Origin of the sequence: Nitrobacter winogradskyi Nb-255 (genome assembly GCF_000012725.1) — a bacterium.
In the GTDB taxonomy this organism is placed as follows: Bacteria; Pseudomonadota; Alphaproteobacteria; order Rhizobiales; family Xanthobacteraceae; genus Nitrobacter; species Nitrobacter winogradskyi.
Genome location: NC_007406.1, coordinates 547,952 through 564,670 on the forward strand (window position 1 = coordinate 547,952; position 16,719 = coordinate 564,670).

The 16,719-nt window shown below is 62.7% G+C and carries 15 protein-coding genes; 12 read left to right on the plus strand and 3 right to left on the minus strand.

The genetic code is table 11. From position 1 onward, the window contains the following. Window positions 1-78: 78 nt before the first annotated feature. Window positions 79-945, minus strand: a complete 867-nt coding sequence (locus NWI_RS02555) for a class I SAM-dependent methyltransferase (RefSeq protein ID WP_011313819.1) — start codon at window positions 943-945, stop codon at window positions 79-81. A gap of 68 nt (window positions 946-1,013) precedes the next feature. Between NWI_RS02555 and NWI_RS02560 the strand changes: the two genes are divergently transcribed. The 3 genes from NWI_RS02560 to ispG all read left to right on the plus strand — a co-directional run bounded on the left by NWI_RS02560 (window position 1,014) and on the right by ispG (window position 4,309). Further along, window positions 1,014-1,874: an alpha/beta fold hydrolase gene (locus NWI_RS02560; protein ID WP_011313820.1), complete on the plus strand. Its 861-nt coding sequence runs from the start codon at window positions 1,014-1,016 to the stop codon at window positions 1,872-1,874. Window positions 1,875-2,238: 364 nt separating this feature from the next. Next, window positions 2,239-2,730, plus strand: coding sequence for a Fur family transcriptional regulator (locus NWI_RS02565; RefSeq protein WP_041345321.1), 492 nt, complete (start codon window positions 2,239-2,241; stop codon window positions 2,728-2,730). 286 nt (window positions 2,731-3,016) lie between these two features. After that, on the plus strand, window positions 3,017-4,309 hold the full coding sequence (gene ispG, locus NWI_RS02570) for a flavodoxin-dependent (E)-4-hydroxy-3-methylbut-2-enyl-diphosphate synthase (protein ID WP_011313822.1): 1,293 nt from the start codon (window positions 3,017-3,019) through the stop codon (window positions 4,307-4,309). Between the two features lie 313 nt (window positions 4,310-4,622). Here ispG and NWI_RS02575 read toward each other — a convergent pair whose 3' ends face one another. Beyond that, window positions 4,623-5,549, minus strand: coding sequence for a polyprenyl synthetase family protein (locus NWI_RS02575; protein WP_011313823.1), 927 nt, complete (start codon window positions 5,547-5,549; stop codon window positions 4,623-4,625). A gap of 228 nt (window positions 5,550-5,777) precedes the next feature. Here NWI_RS02575 and mtgA point away from each other — a divergent pair, with 228 nt between their 5' ends. The 4 genes from mtgA (at window position 5,778) to NWI_RS02600 (ending at window position 9,821) form a co-directional block, all read left to right on the plus strand. Further along, window positions 5,778-6,458 carry a monofunctional biosynthetic peptidoglycan transglycosylase gene (mtgA, locus tag NWI_RS02580; protein ID WP_011313824.1) on the plus strand — a complete coding sequence of 227 codons (681 nt, stop codon included), beginning with the start codon at window positions 5,778-5,780 and terminating at the stop codon, window positions 6,456-6,458. Between the two features lie 102 nt (window positions 6,459-6,560). After that, a complete protein-coding gene (gene rpmF / locus NWI_RS02585) occupies window positions 6,561-6,746 on the plus strand; it encodes a 50S ribosomal protein L32 (protein ID WP_011313825.1) in 186 nt (61 codons plus the stop codon). Window positions 6,747-6,867: 121 nt separating this feature from the next. Next, window positions 6,868-7,515, plus strand: a complete 648-nt coding sequence (locus NWI_RS02590; protein ID WP_011313826.1) for a hypothetical protein — start codon at window positions 6,868-6,870, stop codon at window positions 7,513-7,515. A 587-nt stretch (window positions 7,516-8,102) separates the two neighbouring features. Continuing rightward, on the plus strand, window positions 8,103-9,821 hold the full coding sequence (locus NWI_RS02600; RefSeq protein ID WP_430691786.1) for an EAL domain-containing protein: 1,719 nt from the start codon (window positions 8,103-8,105) through the stop codon (window positions 9,819-9,821). A gap of 92 nt (window positions 9,822-9,913) precedes the next feature. On the opposite strand, the gene NWI_RS02605 is transcribed toward NWI_RS02600, so the two are convergent. Further along, on the minus strand, window positions 9,914-10,972 hold the full coding sequence (locus tag NWI_RS02605) for a polysaccharide deacetylase family protein (protein ID WP_011313829.1): 1,059 nt from the start codon (window positions 10,970-10,972) through the stop codon (window positions 9,914-9,916). 263 nt (window positions 10,973-11,235) lie between these two features. On the opposite strand from NWI_RS02605, the gene NWI_RS02610 reads away from it, so the two are divergent. From NWI_RS02610 to pstS, 5 genes are all read left to right on the plus strand, one after another. Then, window positions 11,236-12,627: an OmpA family protein gene (locus NWI_RS02610; protein ID WP_011313830.1), complete on the plus strand. Its 1,392-nt coding sequence runs from the start codon at window positions 11,236-11,238 to the stop codon at window positions 12,625-12,627. Window positions 12,628-12,631: 4 nt separating this feature from the next. Further along, window positions 12,632-12,958, plus strand: a complete 327-nt coding sequence (locus tag NWI_RS02615; protein ID WP_011313831.1) for a hypothetical protein — start codon at window positions 12,632-12,634, stop codon at window positions 12,956-12,958. Window positions 12,959-13,084: 126 nt separating this feature from the next. Continuing rightward, window positions 13,085-14,140: a lysylphosphatidylglycerol synthase domain-containing protein gene (locus NWI_RS02620; protein WP_011313832.1), complete on the plus strand. Its 1,056-nt coding sequence runs from the start codon at window positions 13,085-13,087 to the stop codon at window positions 14,138-14,140. Between the two features lie 79 nt (window positions 14,141-14,219). Further along, window positions 14,220-15,473, plus strand: a complete 1,254-nt coding sequence (locus NWI_RS02625) for an ATP-binding protein (protein WP_011313833.1) — start codon at window positions 14,220-14,222, stop codon at window positions 15,471-15,473. A 124-nt stretch (window positions 15,474-15,597) separates the two neighbouring features. Further along, the gene (gene pstS / locus NWI_RS02630; RefSeq protein ID WP_011313834.1) at window positions 15,598-16,623 is read left to right on the plus strand and encodes a phosphate ABC transporter substrate-binding protein PstS; all 1,026 of its coding nucleotides are present in this window, start codon (window positions 15,598-15,600) and stop codon (window positions 16,621-16,623) included. The last annotated feature ends 96 nt before the right edge of the window (window positions 16,624-16,719 follow it).

Sequence of the window (16,719 nt, forward strand, 5' to 3'; positions counted from 1 at the left end):
TGGCCGCGCCGTGAAGCATCGTGTTTTTCGCCCCGCTCATGAAAAAGAGCCGGAGAAGAAAACATGAGCTGATCAGGATCAGGGGACGGTGGCCCATGCCCCCACGAGTCGGGGGTAGAAAACGCAATATTCGTCGGAAGCAACTTCCTCCAACAGCCGCTGGCGCAGCGTATCGATTCCCACGGTTTCCTCGGCCGCTATTCCCAGCTTCACGATCGCCGGCAGCATGCTGCGCACGGAGTCGACCAGGAAGTCTAACGCGACCTCGTTGGCGGTCGTTATCCGGGTGAGCCCGGCCATCTGCGGCGTCAAACCCGCGGCGCGGAAGGTGCTGAACAGCGCCACCCCCATATCGATCTGGCGTCCGATCCGGCGATAGACTTCACAGATCCAGCCGAGGCACTGTTGAAAAAGCGTCAAGGGCGGATAAACCGCCGCCGTACTCAGATCAAATTCGATGAATGAGATGATCGCTCCCGTCCGCAGACGGTTGCGCAGCCTGCTCAGCGCCTCCGCCGGATTTGCAAGATGGATAAGGATGAACCGACCGATGACGGCGTCGAACCGCGAACAGTCCTCAAGGCTTTCGAGCGTTCCCGGCGACAAGCTCGCCCAGCTTTTGCCCTCGGCATCGAGTCGCATCCGCGCGATCGCCAGCGCCTCGGCGGCGGGATCGATTCCCTTCAGGCTTCCCGATTGTGAAACAATTTCCGCGGCGATCAGGGAAACATCGCCGACGCCGCAACCGACATCGAGAACCCGCATCCCCTTTTTCAATCCGGCGCGCACGAGAAGATCACGCGTGAGATCGGAGAACAGCGCGCCCTGGCTGCCAAGCCTTTCGAGCTCCTGATCGGAATGACCCAACACATAATCCGCGCGGGCCTTGCCATCCTGATCTTCGACCGTCGCAGCGCCGGCTTCGGAAAGAGGCGGATTACTCACAAATCTCTCCTAAATCTTTAACACCTTTTACATTTCATCGTGCCTAGGCTGGGAACAGAGGTAGGAAGATGTTGTCGCGCACGATCGAGACGTCACAGGGGCGGTTGGCCTTCCTGGAAAGTTCAGGGAGCGGCACGCCTGTCGTTTTTATACATGGAAACTCGACCTGTCGTGACGTATTTCGGCATCAATTCGAAACGACGCTGGCGGCGACACAGCGCATCATCGCGATCGATCTGCCTGGTCACGGACAATCGGATGACGCGCTGGATCCGCAGAAGGCTTACACCATTCCCGGTTATGCGGCGACGCTGATCGAGGCGTTACGATCATTGAATATCACACGGGCGGCGCTTGTCGGCTGGTCGCTGGGTGGACATGTCAGCCTCGAAATGATCGGGCAAGGGTTTGATGCCGCGGGCGCCATGATCATCGGCGCGCCGCCCATCAAGCGCGGCATTCTGGGAATGGTCCGCGGCTTTCAGGCTCAGCTCGATCTGCTGCTCGCTACCAAAAGCGCGCTGAATGCGCGCGACATCAGCCGATTTGCGCGTGCCTGCGTCGGGGAGAAGCATGCGGCGCAGCTTCATGACACGATCGCGCGCACGGACCGTCGCGCGCGCCAGATCCTGGGGCGTGGATTGCGATCCGGGCTCGGCGTCGATCAACGCTGGGTCGTCGAAAACCTGCCGACACCGATCGCCGTGGTCAACGGCTCCGGGGAGCCGTTCGCACGTCTCGACTATGTGGCAGGCATCTCTTATGCCGCCCTCTGGGATCATCGCTGCCACATCATCGACGGCGTCGGCCACGCGCCCTTCCTCGAAGCGCCCGAGCGGTTCAATCCGCTGCTCCTCCGCTTTCTGGGTGATATCCATTGCAGCCGCATCGACGGTACAACGCAGCCACAAATCCGCAGCGTTGCCTGAAAGCTCCAAGCCTTACTCAGCCAAGCCTCACTCAGCCAAACCTTGCCCCGGCCAAAGCGTACCGAGCGCCTGAACTCTTTGAAGGCGTTTCGAAAAGGGTACGAGTTCCGCGTTGAGTTTTCGACCTCGCGCCCCCGAGCGTCGATCACCGCGATGGCGGACCCAGGCGCATCGACGCCTTGGTCGATTCCTGCATCGATGTGAACCCCGAACGAGCTGGAGCCTGGCGGCGCTCCTGGATGTGGCGCGCGTGGGTTGTTATTTAGGGTATGTCATGTTGCATTGCGGCGCGAACTGAGAAAGTTTTCGGGATGATCCTGAAATGGGGAGCGGAACTGGTTCAAACGGGTTAATGGATAATCGAATGACCGCGACCAGACCGACATTCCCCGTTCCGGGACATGACCACGACCGCTGCGCCGCCGAGGCGATCAGCCACGCTGAGCAAATCTGCGCGCGGCGCGGCCAGAAGTTCACGCCGATCCGCCGTCAGGTGCTGCAGGCGCTGCTGTCGAGCCATCGGCCCCTCGGCGCCTATGAGGTGATCGAGGAACTGGCGAAATCGATCCCGCGCCCGGCGCCGATCACGGTCTATCGCGCGCTCGATTTTCTGATGGGGAACGGTCTGGTTCACCGGATCGAAAGCCGCAATGCGTTTCTGGCCTGCGGGCACGACCATGATGAGAGCGCGATGGTGGCGTTTCTGATCTGCGAGCAGTGCGGTTCGGTCGGCGAGATTCCAGCAAGCCGCGTGGCGCGGAGTCTGAGCGATGCCGTCCGCACCACGGGGTTCACCCCGAAACTCTCCGTGGTTGAAATTACCGGCACCTGCGCGCATTGCCAGAACGCGTCCTGAATCGAGAGCCGCCGGCCGTGAACTCCCGTTGACGATTTTGGTTGACCTCTTCGCTGCGATTTTTGTTATAAATCAATGTCTTGCTTTGATTTAACGGTGAGTTGCCGCCTTTTGAATCCGTCAGCCCCTTTGTATGGCCGTCGGGACTGGCTATTTCATGCCTTGAAAGATGCGACTTTCGGAGTCGCGGCGCTGTGGTAAATGCTGGCCACCGACCTGCAGGGCGCTTCTTAACTCTGGCATTGATCCGTTGCTGAACATTACGAAAACCTGATATTTGAGGCCCATGAACAAGCTCGAAAGTCCGTCGGAGATCGACGTCGCGGGTCCCAGCCCGCGGCACAAGACCACGCAGGTGATGGTCGGCAATGTCGCGGTCGGCGGCGGCGCGCCGATCGTGGTGCAATCGATGACCAACACCGACACCGCCGACATCGAGGGCACGATCGCCCAGGTCGCCGCCTTGTCGCGCGCCGGGTCGGAAATGGTCCGCATGACGGTGGACCGCGACGAGGCGGCAGCCGCCGTGCCGCATATCCGCGACGGCTTGCGCAAGCGCGGCATCACCACGCCGCTGATCGGCGATTTCCATTATATCGGCCACAAGCTGCTGGCCGATCATCCGTCCTGCGCCGAGGCGCTCGACAAGTACCGGATCAATCCGGGCAATGTCGGTTTCAAGGACAAGCGCGACAAGCAATTCACCGACATCGTCGAAACCGCGATCAAATACGGCAAGGCGGTGCGGATCGGCGCCAACTGGGGTTCGCTCGATCAGGAACTGCTGACGCACCTGATGGAAGAGAACGCCAATTCGGCCGCGCCGCTCGACGCCCGCGCTGTGACTCGCGAGGCGATGGTGCAATCGGCGCTACTGTCGGCGAAGCGCGCCGAGGAGATCGGTCTGCCGAAGACCAGGATGGTTCTCTCGGCGAAGGTCTCGGCGGTGCAGGATCTGATCGCCGTCTACCAGACGCTGGCGTCGCGTTCGGACTACGCGATCCATCTCGGCCTCACCGAGGCCGGCATGGGCTCGAAGGGCATCGTCGCATCATCTGCCGCGCTCGGCATCCTGCTCCAGCAGGGCATCGGCGACACCATCCGGATCTCGCTGACGCCGGAGCCCGGCGGAGACCGCACGCTGGAAGTTCAGGTCGCGCAGGAACTGTTGCAGACCATGGGCTTCCGCACCTTCGTGCCGCTGGTTGCGGCCTGTCCGGGCTGCGGGCGCACCACCTCCACCACGTTCCAGGAATTGGCGCGGTCGATCCAGGATTTCATCCGCGACGAGATGCCGAACTGGAAGACGCAATATCCCGGCGTCGAGCAGCTCAACGTCGCGGTCATGGGCTGCATCGTCAATGGTCCCGGCGAATCCAAGCATGCCGATATCGGCATCTCGCTGCCCGGCACGGGCGAGGCGCCGGCCGCGCCGGTGTTTGTGGACGGCAAGAAGTTCAAGACGCTGCGAGGACCGGCGATCGCGCAGGACTTCAAGGCGCTGGTGATCGATTACATCGAGCAGCGTTATGGCGACGCCGCCAAGGCGCGGGCCGAAGCGGTGAGCGCGGCGGAGTAGCCGGCTTATAGCGTTTTCGAGCGAAGCATGTCCTCGGGGCCTGAGCCCTAAGGATGGAAATCGGTTCGCGTGAAGAAAACGCGTCAAAACAACAATTTAGATCACGATGGTTTTGGATCGAATCGATCCAAAACCATAAACGTGATCGATTCCAATATTTAGATAAGCGGGATGCGGGCGGAAAATCGCACCACACTTTTCCTCATCCCGCTCCAGTAATTGATTGAGCATCGGATTTATCCCGAAACCGGTTCCCACTTTCGGGTCCGATGCTCCAGAGCTTCGCTTCTGGTTCAATCAGAAGCGATAATGCTCAGTTCTTGCGGTTGGCAACGAAGTGCGCGGCAGCGCGCAGCACGTCGCCACGCGAACCGAACACCGACAAAGCTTCATCCGCCTTCGCCAGAAGGTCCCGAACCCGTTTCTTGGCGCCATCGATGCCGAGTTGGGTAACGAAAGTGGTCTTGCCGAGCGCCGCATCCGCTCCGGTGGGCTTGCCGAGCGCCGCCGCGTCGCTTTCGACGTCCAGAAGGTCGTCGGCGATCTGGAAGGCTTCGCCCAGCGCGCGGCCGTAAGCGTCGAGAGCCTGATAGTCCTTTTGCGAGGCCTGGCCGAGCAGCGCGCCGGCGATGCAGCCGAAGCGGAGCAGCGCGCCCGTCTTCATCTGCTGCACGCGCGCCACGTCGACCGGCCCGCGGTCGCCGAAACGGCCTTCGCCGGCGAGATCGAGCAACTGCCCGCCGACCATGCCGCCAATGCCGGCGGCGCGCGCCAGCGCGCGCGTCAGCAACAGTCGGACGGCGGGATCGTCATGGACCTCGTCGCGGGTGATGATGTCGAAGGCAAGCGTCAGAAGACCGTCGCCGGCGAGGATTGCGGTGGCGTCGTCGGTGGTCTTGTGCAGGGTCGGACGCCCCCGGCGCAGGTCGCTGTTGTCCATCGCCGGCAGGTCGTCATGAATCAATGAATAGCAGTGGATGCATTCGAGCGCCGCGCCGGCCAGCAGCGCCGCCTCGCGCGGAACGCCGAACACGGCCGAACTTTCGACCACGAGAAACGGCCGCAGCCGCTTGCCGCCGCCGAGCGAGGAATAGCGCATGGCGTCCGTCAGCCGCCTTGGGCGTGCGATTTCGTCGGGCAGGGGGGCGTCGGAAAGCAGCTTTTCCAGCACGGCCTCGGTCTCGTCCGCCGTGGTGTCAAGGCGTATCGCGAAATCGGCGGATGAAAGTCCAGACGTCATCAAAGTGACTCCAAGAACGGAAAACGAAGAACAGAAGACGGCCGCCATGGCCGCGAAGCCGGCGAGGTCGATTTTCGCGGGACAATCCTTCATGGTATCGGCTTCGTCAATTCCGGCCCGCCGACAATCTGCCGCCGGCTCCGGTGTCATCAAGGGTGATTTCGTGAAGGCTCCTCGTCGCGGACACGGTGAAGCTGCCCGCCGATCGATTAAAGGCTTCGGGGCCTGATGCGACGGGCGATCCGCGTCATGGCGCTCTCCGCCATCGGCCTGTTGTTGTTGCCTTATCTGCTGACGCCGCTGTATCGGATCGGCCATCCGGTCTCGACGCTGATGATATGGCGCACGCTTTCGGGCGCGCCGATGTCGCGGCAGTGGATCGATTTCGCCGCGCTTCCGCCGTCGCTTCCGCGTTCCGTGGTCGCGTCGGAGGACGCCAAGTTCTGTAGCCATCAGGGCATCGATTGGGATTCGCTGCGGGAAGTGCTCGACGATGCCGAGGACGGCGAGTTCAAGCGCGGCGGCTCCACCATCACGCAGCAGGTGGCGAAGAATCTGTTTCTCTGGCCGGGACGCAGCATGGTCCGCAAGGCGCTGGAATTTCCGCTGGCGATGTGGATCGATGCGGTGCTGTCCAAGCAGCGGATTCTCGAAATCTATCTGAACATCGCGGAATGGGGCCCGGGCGGCCAGTTCGGTGTCGAGGCAGGGTCGCGCTATGCTTTCGGGCGATCCGCGGCCAGCCTGACGGCCCGTGAGGCGGCGCTAATGGCGGCGATCCTGCCCAATCCGGTCCGGCGCAGCGCCCGAAAGCCGGGTCCGGGAGTCCGCCGGCTGGCCGGGACCTATATGGCCCGGGCCCGGGCGGCTGAACTGCGCGGTTGCTGGAGCGGCAATCGTAGCCTATAAGGCCGGGCTTACCAGCATTCAGCTCGCGCGTCCGCCATTTGTCGCGCCTGCCCGCCGACGTTCCGAGACGGAACTCGACAACATCCTGCAAGGACACCGGATATGGCCGTTCCAAGAAGAAAGACATCGCCGTCGCGGCGCGGCATGCGCCGTTCGGCGGATGCGATCAGCAAACCGACCTACGCCGAGGACAAGGACTCCGGCGAACTGCGCCGTCCCCACCATCTCGACCTGAAAACCGGCATGTACAAGGGCCGTCAGGTCTTGAAGGCCAAGAGCGACTCCTGAGCAGGGACCCGATCGGGCCTGCGGTCCGGAACCAGCGGGGTTGGACTGAAGGGAAGCGCAAGGCATGGAGGAGTTCGGCAGGCGGATCAAACCTTCCGCCTGAATGAAGGAGGCCTTGGCGATGTCCGTGATCGGTTTCCCTCTGCTTCTGATTCCCCTGGCGATCTGCAACATCATCGTCTTCCTGATGCCGGGCGTCCTCTTGACGGAGCCCGTTCTCACATTGACCTTGATGTCCGGCGTGTCCTGGACGGTGACGCTCGGGGACACGCTGCTGGCGCTCGGCATCGTCCTGTTGCTGTTCGAGATCATCAAGGGCGTCCGCCCCCACGGCAAGTATCTCACCGATCACCTGCTGTCGCTGGCGGTGTTCGGGGGCGCCGCGGCGCAATTCGTGGTGCTGCCGCAATTCGGCTCCTCGACCTACTTCATGCTGACGCTGCTGGCGCTGGTCGATTTCCTCGCCGGATTCGCCTTGCGTGCGCGGCGGCCGGCGCGCGGGGTTCTCGTGCCGTCCCAAGGCATGGCGGAGGAGGTGGAAGCACGCGAACCGCGCGCTCCGTCGTCCTCATTCATGGTGGCGCAGGCTTCATCGCAGGAGCCTGCCGACCCGTCGGCGCCTGCCGCCGAACCGCTCCCGGAGCGAACGATCGTTCATGCCGAGACTGGACTTGCCAATTCCGGGTATACCGAGACAGCCGGAGCCAAGCCGCATCCGGATGTTCCGGGTCCGGACATCCAGCAGCGCGATCCAGGCCAAGCGTCGTAAGTGTCGATTGGCTCAGATGACGCGCAACAGCCGCGGACCGGTCCGCGCGCCGACTTGCTTCCGCTCGCCCGTCGAATGATAGGCGGCCTGCGCAACCTGCGGCGAAGCACGGCGGAATATCCGCGTCTGTGGACAATGTTCCGCGATGGCGATCAGTTGCGCGATGAAGAACACGTCATGGCGGGCGCGGAACGCGGAACAGGCTGATGCTTCACCGGCGCGACGGCTGATATTGGCCGGGATCCCGTGGATTTTGTCGCGCTGGCGCGGTCCGGCCGCGCGGCATTGGCGGCGATCCCAGATATCCGGCCGGTTCCCGTGATTGTCATCGTCCGTCCCGCCCTGCGGGGAATGTGTTGTTCCGGAACATTGTGCTCCAGCTAGCAACCAGCCCTCGGCAAAAGCCGTGCCAGAATCTGGAGATGGCGGTTTTTCGGATTGTTCACGAACTTTACCTAGCGTGAACGGGTTCGAGCACCCTATTCTTCAGAAGGGAATCACTTGCAGCGTCCCATAATGAGGCGACCGTGACATCCGCCATTTCACCGGCAGTCAATCCCTCGTCTGGCGCCGATGCGTCACAAACCATCAGCGCGCCTGCTGGCCTGCCCCAGGCAACCCAGGAGCCGCGGGTGTCGGCGATCCTCACGGCGCTCGGCCGGGCTGCTTTCGTGTGGGATATCCCGAGCGACGCGATAAACTGGACCGAGGGAGCTGCGTCGATCTTCAAGGGCATCGACCCGTTCCTGCTCGCGACCGGAGCCCGATATGGACGCCTGATCGAACCGTCGGGATCGGTCCGCACCAATATCTTTTCCGCCGCGCCGACCACCCGGCGGCGCTTTGATGAGGGAGTGCCCTATTTCATCGAGTATGGCGTGCGCGCCAGCGCCTCCGCGCCGATGCTGTGGATCGAGGAGGCCGGATGCTGGTTCGCCGACGCCGATGGCAAGGTGGTGCGCGTCGAAGGCATCGTGCGGCTTGAGAATGAGCGGCGCGCGCGCGACGAGCAACTGATCAACCTGTCCCGGAACGATGCCCTCACCGGCGAGCTTAATCGCACCTATCTGACCGCGGCTCTCGCCGAAGCGATCGAGGAAGCCGCGCGCTACCGCTCGCCGGTCGCCTTCATGATGGTCGGGATCGATCACCTCGCGCGCATCAACAATGCTTTCGGCTTCGATGTCGCCGACGAGGTGATCAGCGATGTCGCCAGGCGCATCCGAAGGCGGTTGCGCAGCGGCGACACCCTTGGCCGCTTTTCCGGCAACAGATTCGGGGTGATCCTGAAGAACTGCGGCCTGGATGAGGTGAGCATCGCCGCCGAACGCCTTCTGGCGGGCATCCGCGAAGAGATCGTGATGACCAAATCCGGTCCCGTTTCGGTCACCGCCTCCATAGGCGCCGTTCTGGCCCCGCGTTATGCGCAGACTGCCGATGAAGCGATCAATCGCGCTCAGGAAATCCTCGAAGTTGCGAAAGGCCGCCGCTGCGGTTCGCTCGCCGTGTGGCGACCCGATACCGAGCGTGAGGCGCAGCGTCGGATCAACATCCGGGTGACCGACGAGATCGTCACCGCGCTGAACGAGCGCCGCATCCTCACCGCTTTCGAGCGGGTGGTCGACGCGCGCACGCGCGAAGCGGCGTTTTATGAGTGCCTGGTGCGGATGCAGCAGCAGAATGGTCAGATCCTGCTCGCGCCCGATGTCGTGCCGGTCGCGGAGAAGCTTGGCCTGATCCGTCTGGTCGATCATCGCGTGCTCGAGCTTGTGATCGCCGAGCTGGCGGAAGCGCCCCACGTCCAGCTCAGTCTCAATATCTCGCCGGAAACCACCATGGATGTCGACTGGTGGGCGGCGATCGAAGCTCTGATGGGTGCGCATCCCGGCGTCGCCGAGCGCCTGATCGTGGAGATCACCGAAACCGCGGCGATTCAGGATATCGACGACGTTCAGCGGTTCGTTACGCGGTTGAAGAATCTGGGCAGCCGCATCGCGATCGACGATTTCGGCGCCGGCTACACCTCGTTCCGGAACTTGCGCAAGCTCGGCGTGGACATCGTCAAGATCGACGGCGCGTTCGTGCAGAACCTGGCGCGATCCTCAGACGACCGGGCCTTCGTGCAGACGCTGATCGATCTTGCGCGGCGACTCGATATCAGAACGGTCGCCGAGTGGGTTCAGGACGAGCAATCAGCGGCCATGCTGCGGGACTGGGGCTGCGACTTCATCCAGGGCAGGCTGATCGGCCTTGCTTCGCCATCGCGCCCGTGGAGCGGTCCGGCGGCCGTTCCGGCAACGAACTGAAGTTCTTCTTCATAACAGACACCCGTCTTCGCCGCTTTTGCCGGGATGACCGGAAAATGCGCAGCGATGATGAGTGACGAGACGGCGTGAACTCAGGCGATGTCGACGCGACGGAATCCGTTCCACAGCGCTGTGGCCGCGCCCGACGTCAGCACCGGAAGGACGCGGGCGTTCTGATAGTTCCCGTTGAGGGAAACCCTCGGCAGCGCGGTTGGATGTTCCGCATTTTCGGGAAATATCATGCCCGGCCGCGTCGTGACCGCGGTGTTGAAACCGGCCGCCCTGGTCATGGCGAACTCGCGCGATCCGGCGGCGTTGCGGTCGCCGTAGGGATAGGCGAGATGAACGACCGGACGCTGCAAGACAGCCTCGATCTGTGTCCGGCTGACGGTGATCTCCTCAAGGGCCTCCTCCTCGCTTCGCTTCGCGAGGTTGCAGTGGCTGACGGTATGCGCGCCGATCGTGACCAGCGGATCGGCGGCGAACGGTTTCAGTTCATCCCAGGACAGGCACAGCTCCCGGCTGATGGCGGATTCGTCGACGCCATGACGTGCGCACAAGTCCTTCAGCGCGCGCGCGACATCGCGGTCGTCGGGTAGCCCGCGCAGCAGATCGTGGATTCGAGAGAACGCTTCTCGCTTTTGCTCGATCGTGCTGGTGTCGAGAGTTATAGCGGTGTCGCCGATCGTGCTGTCGATCCGGTCGGCGGCGGCGATGACCCGTTCGAGCGCCACCCACCACAGGCGGCCGGTCGCGCTCGCGAAATCATTGGCGACATAGACGGTGAACGGCGCGTCGTATTCGCGCATCGCGGGCAGCGCGAAGTCGCGATTATCGCGATAGCCATCGTCGATGGTGAAGCACGCGAACCGTCGCGAGAAGTCGCGTTGCGTCAGCCGGCGATGCATTTCGTCCGCGGTCACGATATCGATGCCGCGTGATCGGACATGGGCCAGCACCATGCGCAGAAATTCGGGGGTCACTTCCAGGTGATGATTGGGCTGGAACGGGGAGTTTCGGCGCGGCCGCACATGGTGCAGCATGAAGATCGTTCCGATTCCGGCGAACACCGGCCGCAGCAGGTGATGGGCGCCGCTGAAGTACAGGGCATCCAATCCGGCCCGGATGACTGCGTTGCGAAGCTGCTTCATTTGACGTGGATCGGCCGGTCTGCCCCCTGTTGCTGTCCGGATCCTAGGGGGAAACGGTTGAAGAAACGGTTATCCGGGCTCCTCCGCCGGAGGCGGGGCTCGCCTTCATTTCGGTTTGACAGCCCGGCAGGGGTTTGTTTTCTCTGCATTTCATCACGCGTGGCCGACCGAATCGCGTCCGGCTTTACCCGGCGCGCGCTTCCAAATGGACCGCATGACGCGGTCCATCGCAAGCCGGCGGATTTTGCGCGACAGGATATCGAATGCGCGGTTTTTTCAGATGGAGCAGCAAGTGGTGGCCGGGTGTCATCCCGCTCACGGTACTGTGGGTGCTGGCAGCCTGGACGACGACGGCTCCGCTGGAAGCCGATCTGAGCGAGCAGACCGCGGTCGCGCTCAAGGACAGCGTTCTCGATAAGACCGCCATCAGCGCGGCCGGACGCGACATCACGTTCTCCGCCGATGCGTTCTCAGAGCAGGAACGCAGCAATGCGGTGGCCTCGGTGGAGACCGTTCCGGGCGTGCGACGGGTCAACGATCGCACCGCGCTCGTCGCCGAAGCCAAACCGTTCGTGTGGACCATCGAACGTGGGGTCGGAAGGGTGACGCTCGGCGGAAGCGCGCCGTTGCCCGTGGTCAGGAACAAGCTGCTGGATGCGGCGCGTGCGAGGTTTGCCGGCGTCGACATCGCCGATCGCATGGATTTGAAGCGCGGCGCGCCGCCGCGGTTCGAAGCCGCGGCGATATTGCTGATCGGCGAGACGAGCAAGCTGAAGAACGGCAAGGCAACGATTTCGGACCTGACGGTCAATCTGTCGGGCATGGCGCGTGAACTGGGTGGACGCGAGGCGATCGCCGCGGCGCTGAAGAACCTGCCCGAGGGATACTCGGTCGCCGACGATATCCAGGCCCCGCCATACGTCTTCGAGGCCAACAAGGATCCGGTCTCCGGGGTGCTGACATTGACCGGATATGTGCCCGATAACGCGGTTCATGCGGCGATCGTCGCATCGGCGGGCCGCAAGTTCGGCGAGAAGATCGTTGATAAGCTCAAGGCGAGTCTCGGTGCGCCGGCAGGCTTCGACGCCGTCGTCACGCGGGCGCTGCGTTCGTTGTCGCGCCTGTCGACAGGAAGACTGGTCGTCTCCGATCGGAATGTCGAACTCTCCGGCGACGCGCTATACGACCTGGCCGGAAAACAGATCCGTGCTGACCTGCCCAAGGATCTTCCGCGCGGCTGGGAGACGAAAACGGACGTTTCAATCAAGCCGTCGGCGTCCCCGGTCGATCCGACGGTTTGCCAGCAACTGTTCGGCGAGCTTCTTGAAAAGCGCACCATCCAGTTCGAAGCCGGTCAGGCGACTTTGCACCTCGATTCGATCGGCCTGCTGGATCAATTGACGGAAACCGCGCTCCGTTGCCAGACGGCCACCATCGAGATCGTGGGTCACACCGATAGCGACGGCGACGCTTCGTTCAACCAGACACTGTCCGAGCGACGCGCGCAGGCGGTGGTGGATTTTCTCGTGAAAGCCGGATTGCCCGCCAATCGGTTCACGCCGATGGGGCGGGGCAGCGCTCAGCCGATCGCCACCAACGACACCGACGAGGGCAAAGCGAAAAACCGACGCATTGATTTCATTGTGAGGCAGTAGGGATATGGTCTACCTGGCAGGGTTTCACTGGGTCTGGCTCGTTCTATCGTTGCTGCTTGGCCTTGCCATGGGCTGGATCGCGGTGGTTCATCGCGGGCGGGGAGTCTCGAGATTGACCGCGCGGTGGCTGGCGGCGACGATCCTGGCGCTGATCGTGTTGGCGGTCATGCACGTTGTTCCCGGCCGGTTCGGTTACTGGCTGGACCTTGGACTGGTGATGCTCGGTGTCTATCTTGGGGGGTGCGCGGTCGGATCGTGGTTGCGCGATGGGGTGGTTTCACGCCAGGCGGCGTCCGGCGGATCGACGGAGCATTCCAGCGGAACAGTTTAACGTGTTGAAATGAAGAGATTCATTGAGGCCGGCCGAATTCTGCTAGGAACCAGAACGCTACCACCTGCCACGTGAATGAATGCGGATAGGCGCGACTTTGCCGTGGACCGCATTTCGAGGTTCTCGATGCTCGGATCAATACGCAGAGCGATTTCGATTCTGCGCCGGAAACGAATCCTGCACAAGCTGGGTGTGGTGATCAGCGTCACCGTGATCGCGGCCGCGTTCTACGTGCTGTTCCATATTCTCCGGGATATCGATGTCGAGGAGGTGATGGAGGCCGTCAAGCGGACCGAGTGGCATTCGATCGCGTTGTCGGGTCTGTTCGTGGCCGCGGGCTACTTCACGCTGACCTTCTATGACCTGTTCGCGGTGCGGACCATCGGGATTACTCATGTTCCCTATCGCGTCACGGCGTTCGCCGCCTTCACCAGCTATTCGATCGGCCACAATGTCGGCGCCAGCGTATTCACCGGCGGGGCGGTGCGCTATCGCATTTATTCCGCCTGGGGGATGAATGCGATTGATGTCGCGAAAGTCTGCTTTCTGGCGGGTCTTACCTTCTGGCTCGGCAACGCCGCCGTGCTCGGATTGGGCATTGCCTATCATCCCGAGGCGGCCACCAGCATCGATCAGCTTCCGCCGTGGTTCAATAGGCTGATCGCAATCGCGATCATACTCGGCCTCATCGCCTATGTGATCTGGGTTGGGACGCGGCCGCGTCGCGTCGGCAGCGGGTCATGGACCGTTGTTTTGCCGGGTGGCCGGCTGACGCTGCTGCAGATTTTTATCGGGATCGTCGATCTGGGATTCTGCGCGCTTGCGATGTACGTGCTGCTGCCCCATCAGCCCAATGTCGGCTTTGTCGTCGTTGCGGTGATCTTCGTGTCCGCCACGTTGCTTGGTTTCGCGAGTCATTCGCCGGGGGGGCTCGGCGTATTCGACGCCGCCATGCTGATCGGCCTGTGGCAGATGGAGAAGAACGATCTTCTGGCCGCGATGCTGCTGTTCCGGCTGCTGTATTATGTCGCGCCGTTCGCGATCTCCATCATCTTGCTGACACTTCGGGAAATTATTGTCAGCGCGCGAATGCGACGCGTGGGTTACGCGCGGACCGGATCGAACGCCGAGTCCGACAGTAAACTGCCCTATCTGGGAGAACACGGCGATTCTGGCGCCTGACAGCACTCAAGCGGTTGCGGAAGGAAACGCCGTCCGCGCCCCAGGGTTCGCCGCGAGGTCCACATCCTGGCCGGACCGGTTGCGCCGCGTCGCGCTCATTCTGCTGGTTGCCGGACTTGCATTGGCCGCGCTGGTTGTGTTCGGCGGCTTGCAACCTCTGGGCGCCACCGTCGCTTTCGCCTGCATCGCCGGCGCGGCGCTGGTGCCCTGGCAGGTTCATGATCCGGATGCGTCGCGTGAAATCGAGTTCGGAGCCAACCCGGTAGAGACGGATGTGGCGCGTGCTCTCGTGGCCGGCATGCCGGATCCCAATGTGCTGCTTGATAGGGCCGGCCGCGTCATCCATCTCAATGCTGCGGCGGCGCAACTCGTACCGGCGCTGCGCCGGAATGAACTCGCGCAGTTCGCGCTGCGGGCGCCTGAGATCGTCACCGCGTTGCGAGAGGCGATTGCGACCAGGGAGGCTCGGCGGGCGACCTATCTCAATCATGTTCCGGTCGATCGGTGGATGGAATTGATCATCACGCCGATTCCGGTGCCGACCGCATTCGGTGGTGTCGACTATTGCATGCTTTTGACGTTTCACGATCAGACGCCGTTGCGCCGGGTCGAGGAAATGCGCGCCGATTTCGTCGCCAATGCGAGCCACGAGTTGCGCACGCCGCTCGCGGCGCTGTCAGGATTCATCGACACTCTCCAGGGGCCCGCGCGCGAGGACGCCCGCGCCCGCGAGCGGTTTCTCGGCATCATGCATGCGCAGGCGGCGCGGATGGCGCGGCTGATCGACGATCTCCTGTCGCTGTCGCGGGTCGAGCTATCGGTGCATGTGCGCCCGGAGACGATCGTCGACATTGTTCCGATCGTGCGCGAGGTCGTCGACGGACTTGAGCCGCTTGCGGCGGAACGTCACGTCGAGATCGAGACCGCATTGCCGGAAACCCCGGTGCTGATCTGCGGCGACCGTGAGGAATTGCTGCGATTGTTCGAGAACCTGATCGAGAACGCGCTGAAATACGGCGCGTCCGGTGGCCGGGTCATGGTGTCGTCGATGCTCGACGTCTCGTCGGAGGGGAACCCGGAATTCCGGGTGGTGGTGCGGGATTTCGGTCCCGGCATCGCACCTGAGCATCTGCCCCGCCTGACCGAACGCTTCTATCGGGTCGACGCCGGCGACAGCCGGGCTCAGGGCGGCACAGGCCTCGGCCTGTCGCTGGTGAAGCATATCCTCAACCGGCATCGCGGCCGTCTGCTGATCGAGAGCGTGCCCGGCCAGGGCGCGAGCTTTACCGCCGGCTTCCCACCGGCGCGGGACGTGCCGGAGGCAAGAAGCTGAACAGATAGAGATGCTTGGCGCTGTCATCCCGCTGTCGTCAAGCGTTCGTAAAAGCGGCAAGGGTCGCATCTAAGAAGGTGTCATGAGCGTCCTGCGCTCTACTCAATGCGAAGGGAGATCGCGCATGAATTTCTTCAAGGCCATCGCCGCCGCCGGCCTCGTCGCCGCCTCGGCGTCCGTCTTTTCGGTTCCGGTGAAGGCGGCCGATGTCACCGGTGCGGGAGCGACCTTTCCGTTTCCCGTCTACTCGAAATGGGCTGATGCCTATAAGAAGGAGACCGGTCACGGCGTAAATTATCAGTCGATCGGGTCGGGCGCCGGCATCAAGCAGATCCTTGCCAAGACGGTGACTTTCGGCGCGACCGACGCGCCGCTGAAGGCCGACAAGCTCGAGAAAGATGGTCTCGCGCAGTGGCCGATGGTGATGGGCGCGATCGTTCCCGTGGTGAATATCGAGGGCGTGAAGCCCGGCGAACTGGTTCTTTCGGGAGAACTGCTCGGCGATATCTACCTCGGCAAGGTCACGAAGTGGGACGATCCGGCGATCGTGAAGCTCAATCCGAGCGTCAAGCTGCCTTCGGCTTCGATCGCGGTGGTGCATCGTTCGGACGGTGCGGGAACCTCGTTCAATTTCACCAACTATCTGTCCAAGGTGAATGGAGAATGGAAGTCCAAGGTCGGTGAGGGCACCGCGGTCGAGTGGCCGGCCGGCGTCGGCGCCAAAGGCAATGAAGGCGTTTCCGGCAATGTCGGGCAGACCAGGAACGCGATCGGCTATGTCGAGTACGCCTATGCCAAACAGAACAAGCTGACCTACACCGCGCTCATCAACAAGGCCGGCAAGGTGGTGCAGCCGGGCGTGGCCTCTTTTCAGGCAGCGGCAGCCAATGCCGACTGGGCGAGCGCGCCAGGCTATCACGTGATCCTGACCGATCAGCCCGGCGAGGCCTCCTGGCCAATCACCGCGGCGACGTTCATCCTGATGTACAGGGAGCCTTCCGATAAAGCGGCGTCCGCCGAAGCGATCAAGTTCTTCAAGTGGGCTTTCGAGAAGGGCGGCGTGATGGCGGAGGAACTCGACTACATTCCGATGCCGGAATCTGTCGTGAAGCAGATTGAGAAAACCTGGACCTCCGAGATCAAAAGCTGATCCGGTGCCGAGGAGAAGCGTCGGGGCGCTTCTCCTCGGGAGGGTTGCGAGAAGCTGTTCTCCGTATCCGGATGGTCTGCAAGAAACAGGGGTGGG

What these genes read in the sequence shown, in the direction of transcription:
- NWI_RS02615 (WP_011313831.1), top strand. Translation starts at nt 12,632, where the DNA reads ATGGTCTACCTGGCAGGGTTTCACTGGGTCTGGCTCGTTCTATCGTTG.
- NWI_RS02575 (WP_011313823.1), bottom strand. Translation starts at nt 5,549, where the DNA reads ATGACGTCTGGACTTTCATCCGCCGATTTCGCGATACGCCTTGACACC.
- NWI_RS02565 (WP_041345321.1), top strand. Translation starts at nt 2,239, where the DNA reads ATGACCGCGACCAGACCGACATTCCCCGTTCCGGGACATGACCACGAC.
- rpmF (WP_011313825.1), top strand. Translation starts at nt 6,561, where the DNA reads ATGGCCGTTCCAAGAAGAAAGACATCGCCGTCGCGGCGCGGCATGCGC.
- NWI_RS02605 (WP_011313829.1), bottom strand. Translation starts at nt 10,972, where the DNA reads ATGAAGCAGCTTCGCAACGCAGTCATCCGGGCCGGATTGGATGCCCTG.
- NWI_RS02560 (WP_011313820.1), top strand. Translation starts at nt 1,014, where the DNA reads ATGTTGTCGCGCACGATCGAGACGTCACAGGGGCGGTTGGCCTTCCTG.
- pstS (WP_011313834.1), top strand. Translation starts at nt 15,598, where the DNA reads ATGAATTTCTTCAAGGCCATCGCCGCCGCCGGCCTCGTCGCCGCCTCG.
- NWI_RS02590 (WP_011313826.1), top strand. Translation starts at nt 6,868, where the DNA reads ATGTCCGTGATCGGTTTCCCTCTGCTTCTGATTCCCCTGGCGATCTGC.
- ispG (WP_011313822.1), top strand. Translation starts at nt 3,017, where the DNA reads ATGAACAAGCTCGAAAGTCCGTCGGAGATCGACGTCGCGGGTCCCAGC.
- mtgA (WP_011313824.1), top strand. Translation starts at nt 5,778, where the DNA reads ATGCGACGGGCGATCCGCGTCATGGCGCTCTCCGCCATCGGCCTGTTG.
- NWI_RS02610 (WP_011313830.1), top strand. Translation starts at nt 11,236, where the DNA reads ATGCGCGGTTTTTTCAGATGGAGCAGCAAGTGGTGGCCGGGTGTCATC.
- NWI_RS02620 (WP_011313832.1), top strand. Translation starts at nt 13,085, where the DNA reads ATGCTCGGATCAATACGCAGAGCGATTTCGATTCTGCGCCGGAAACGA.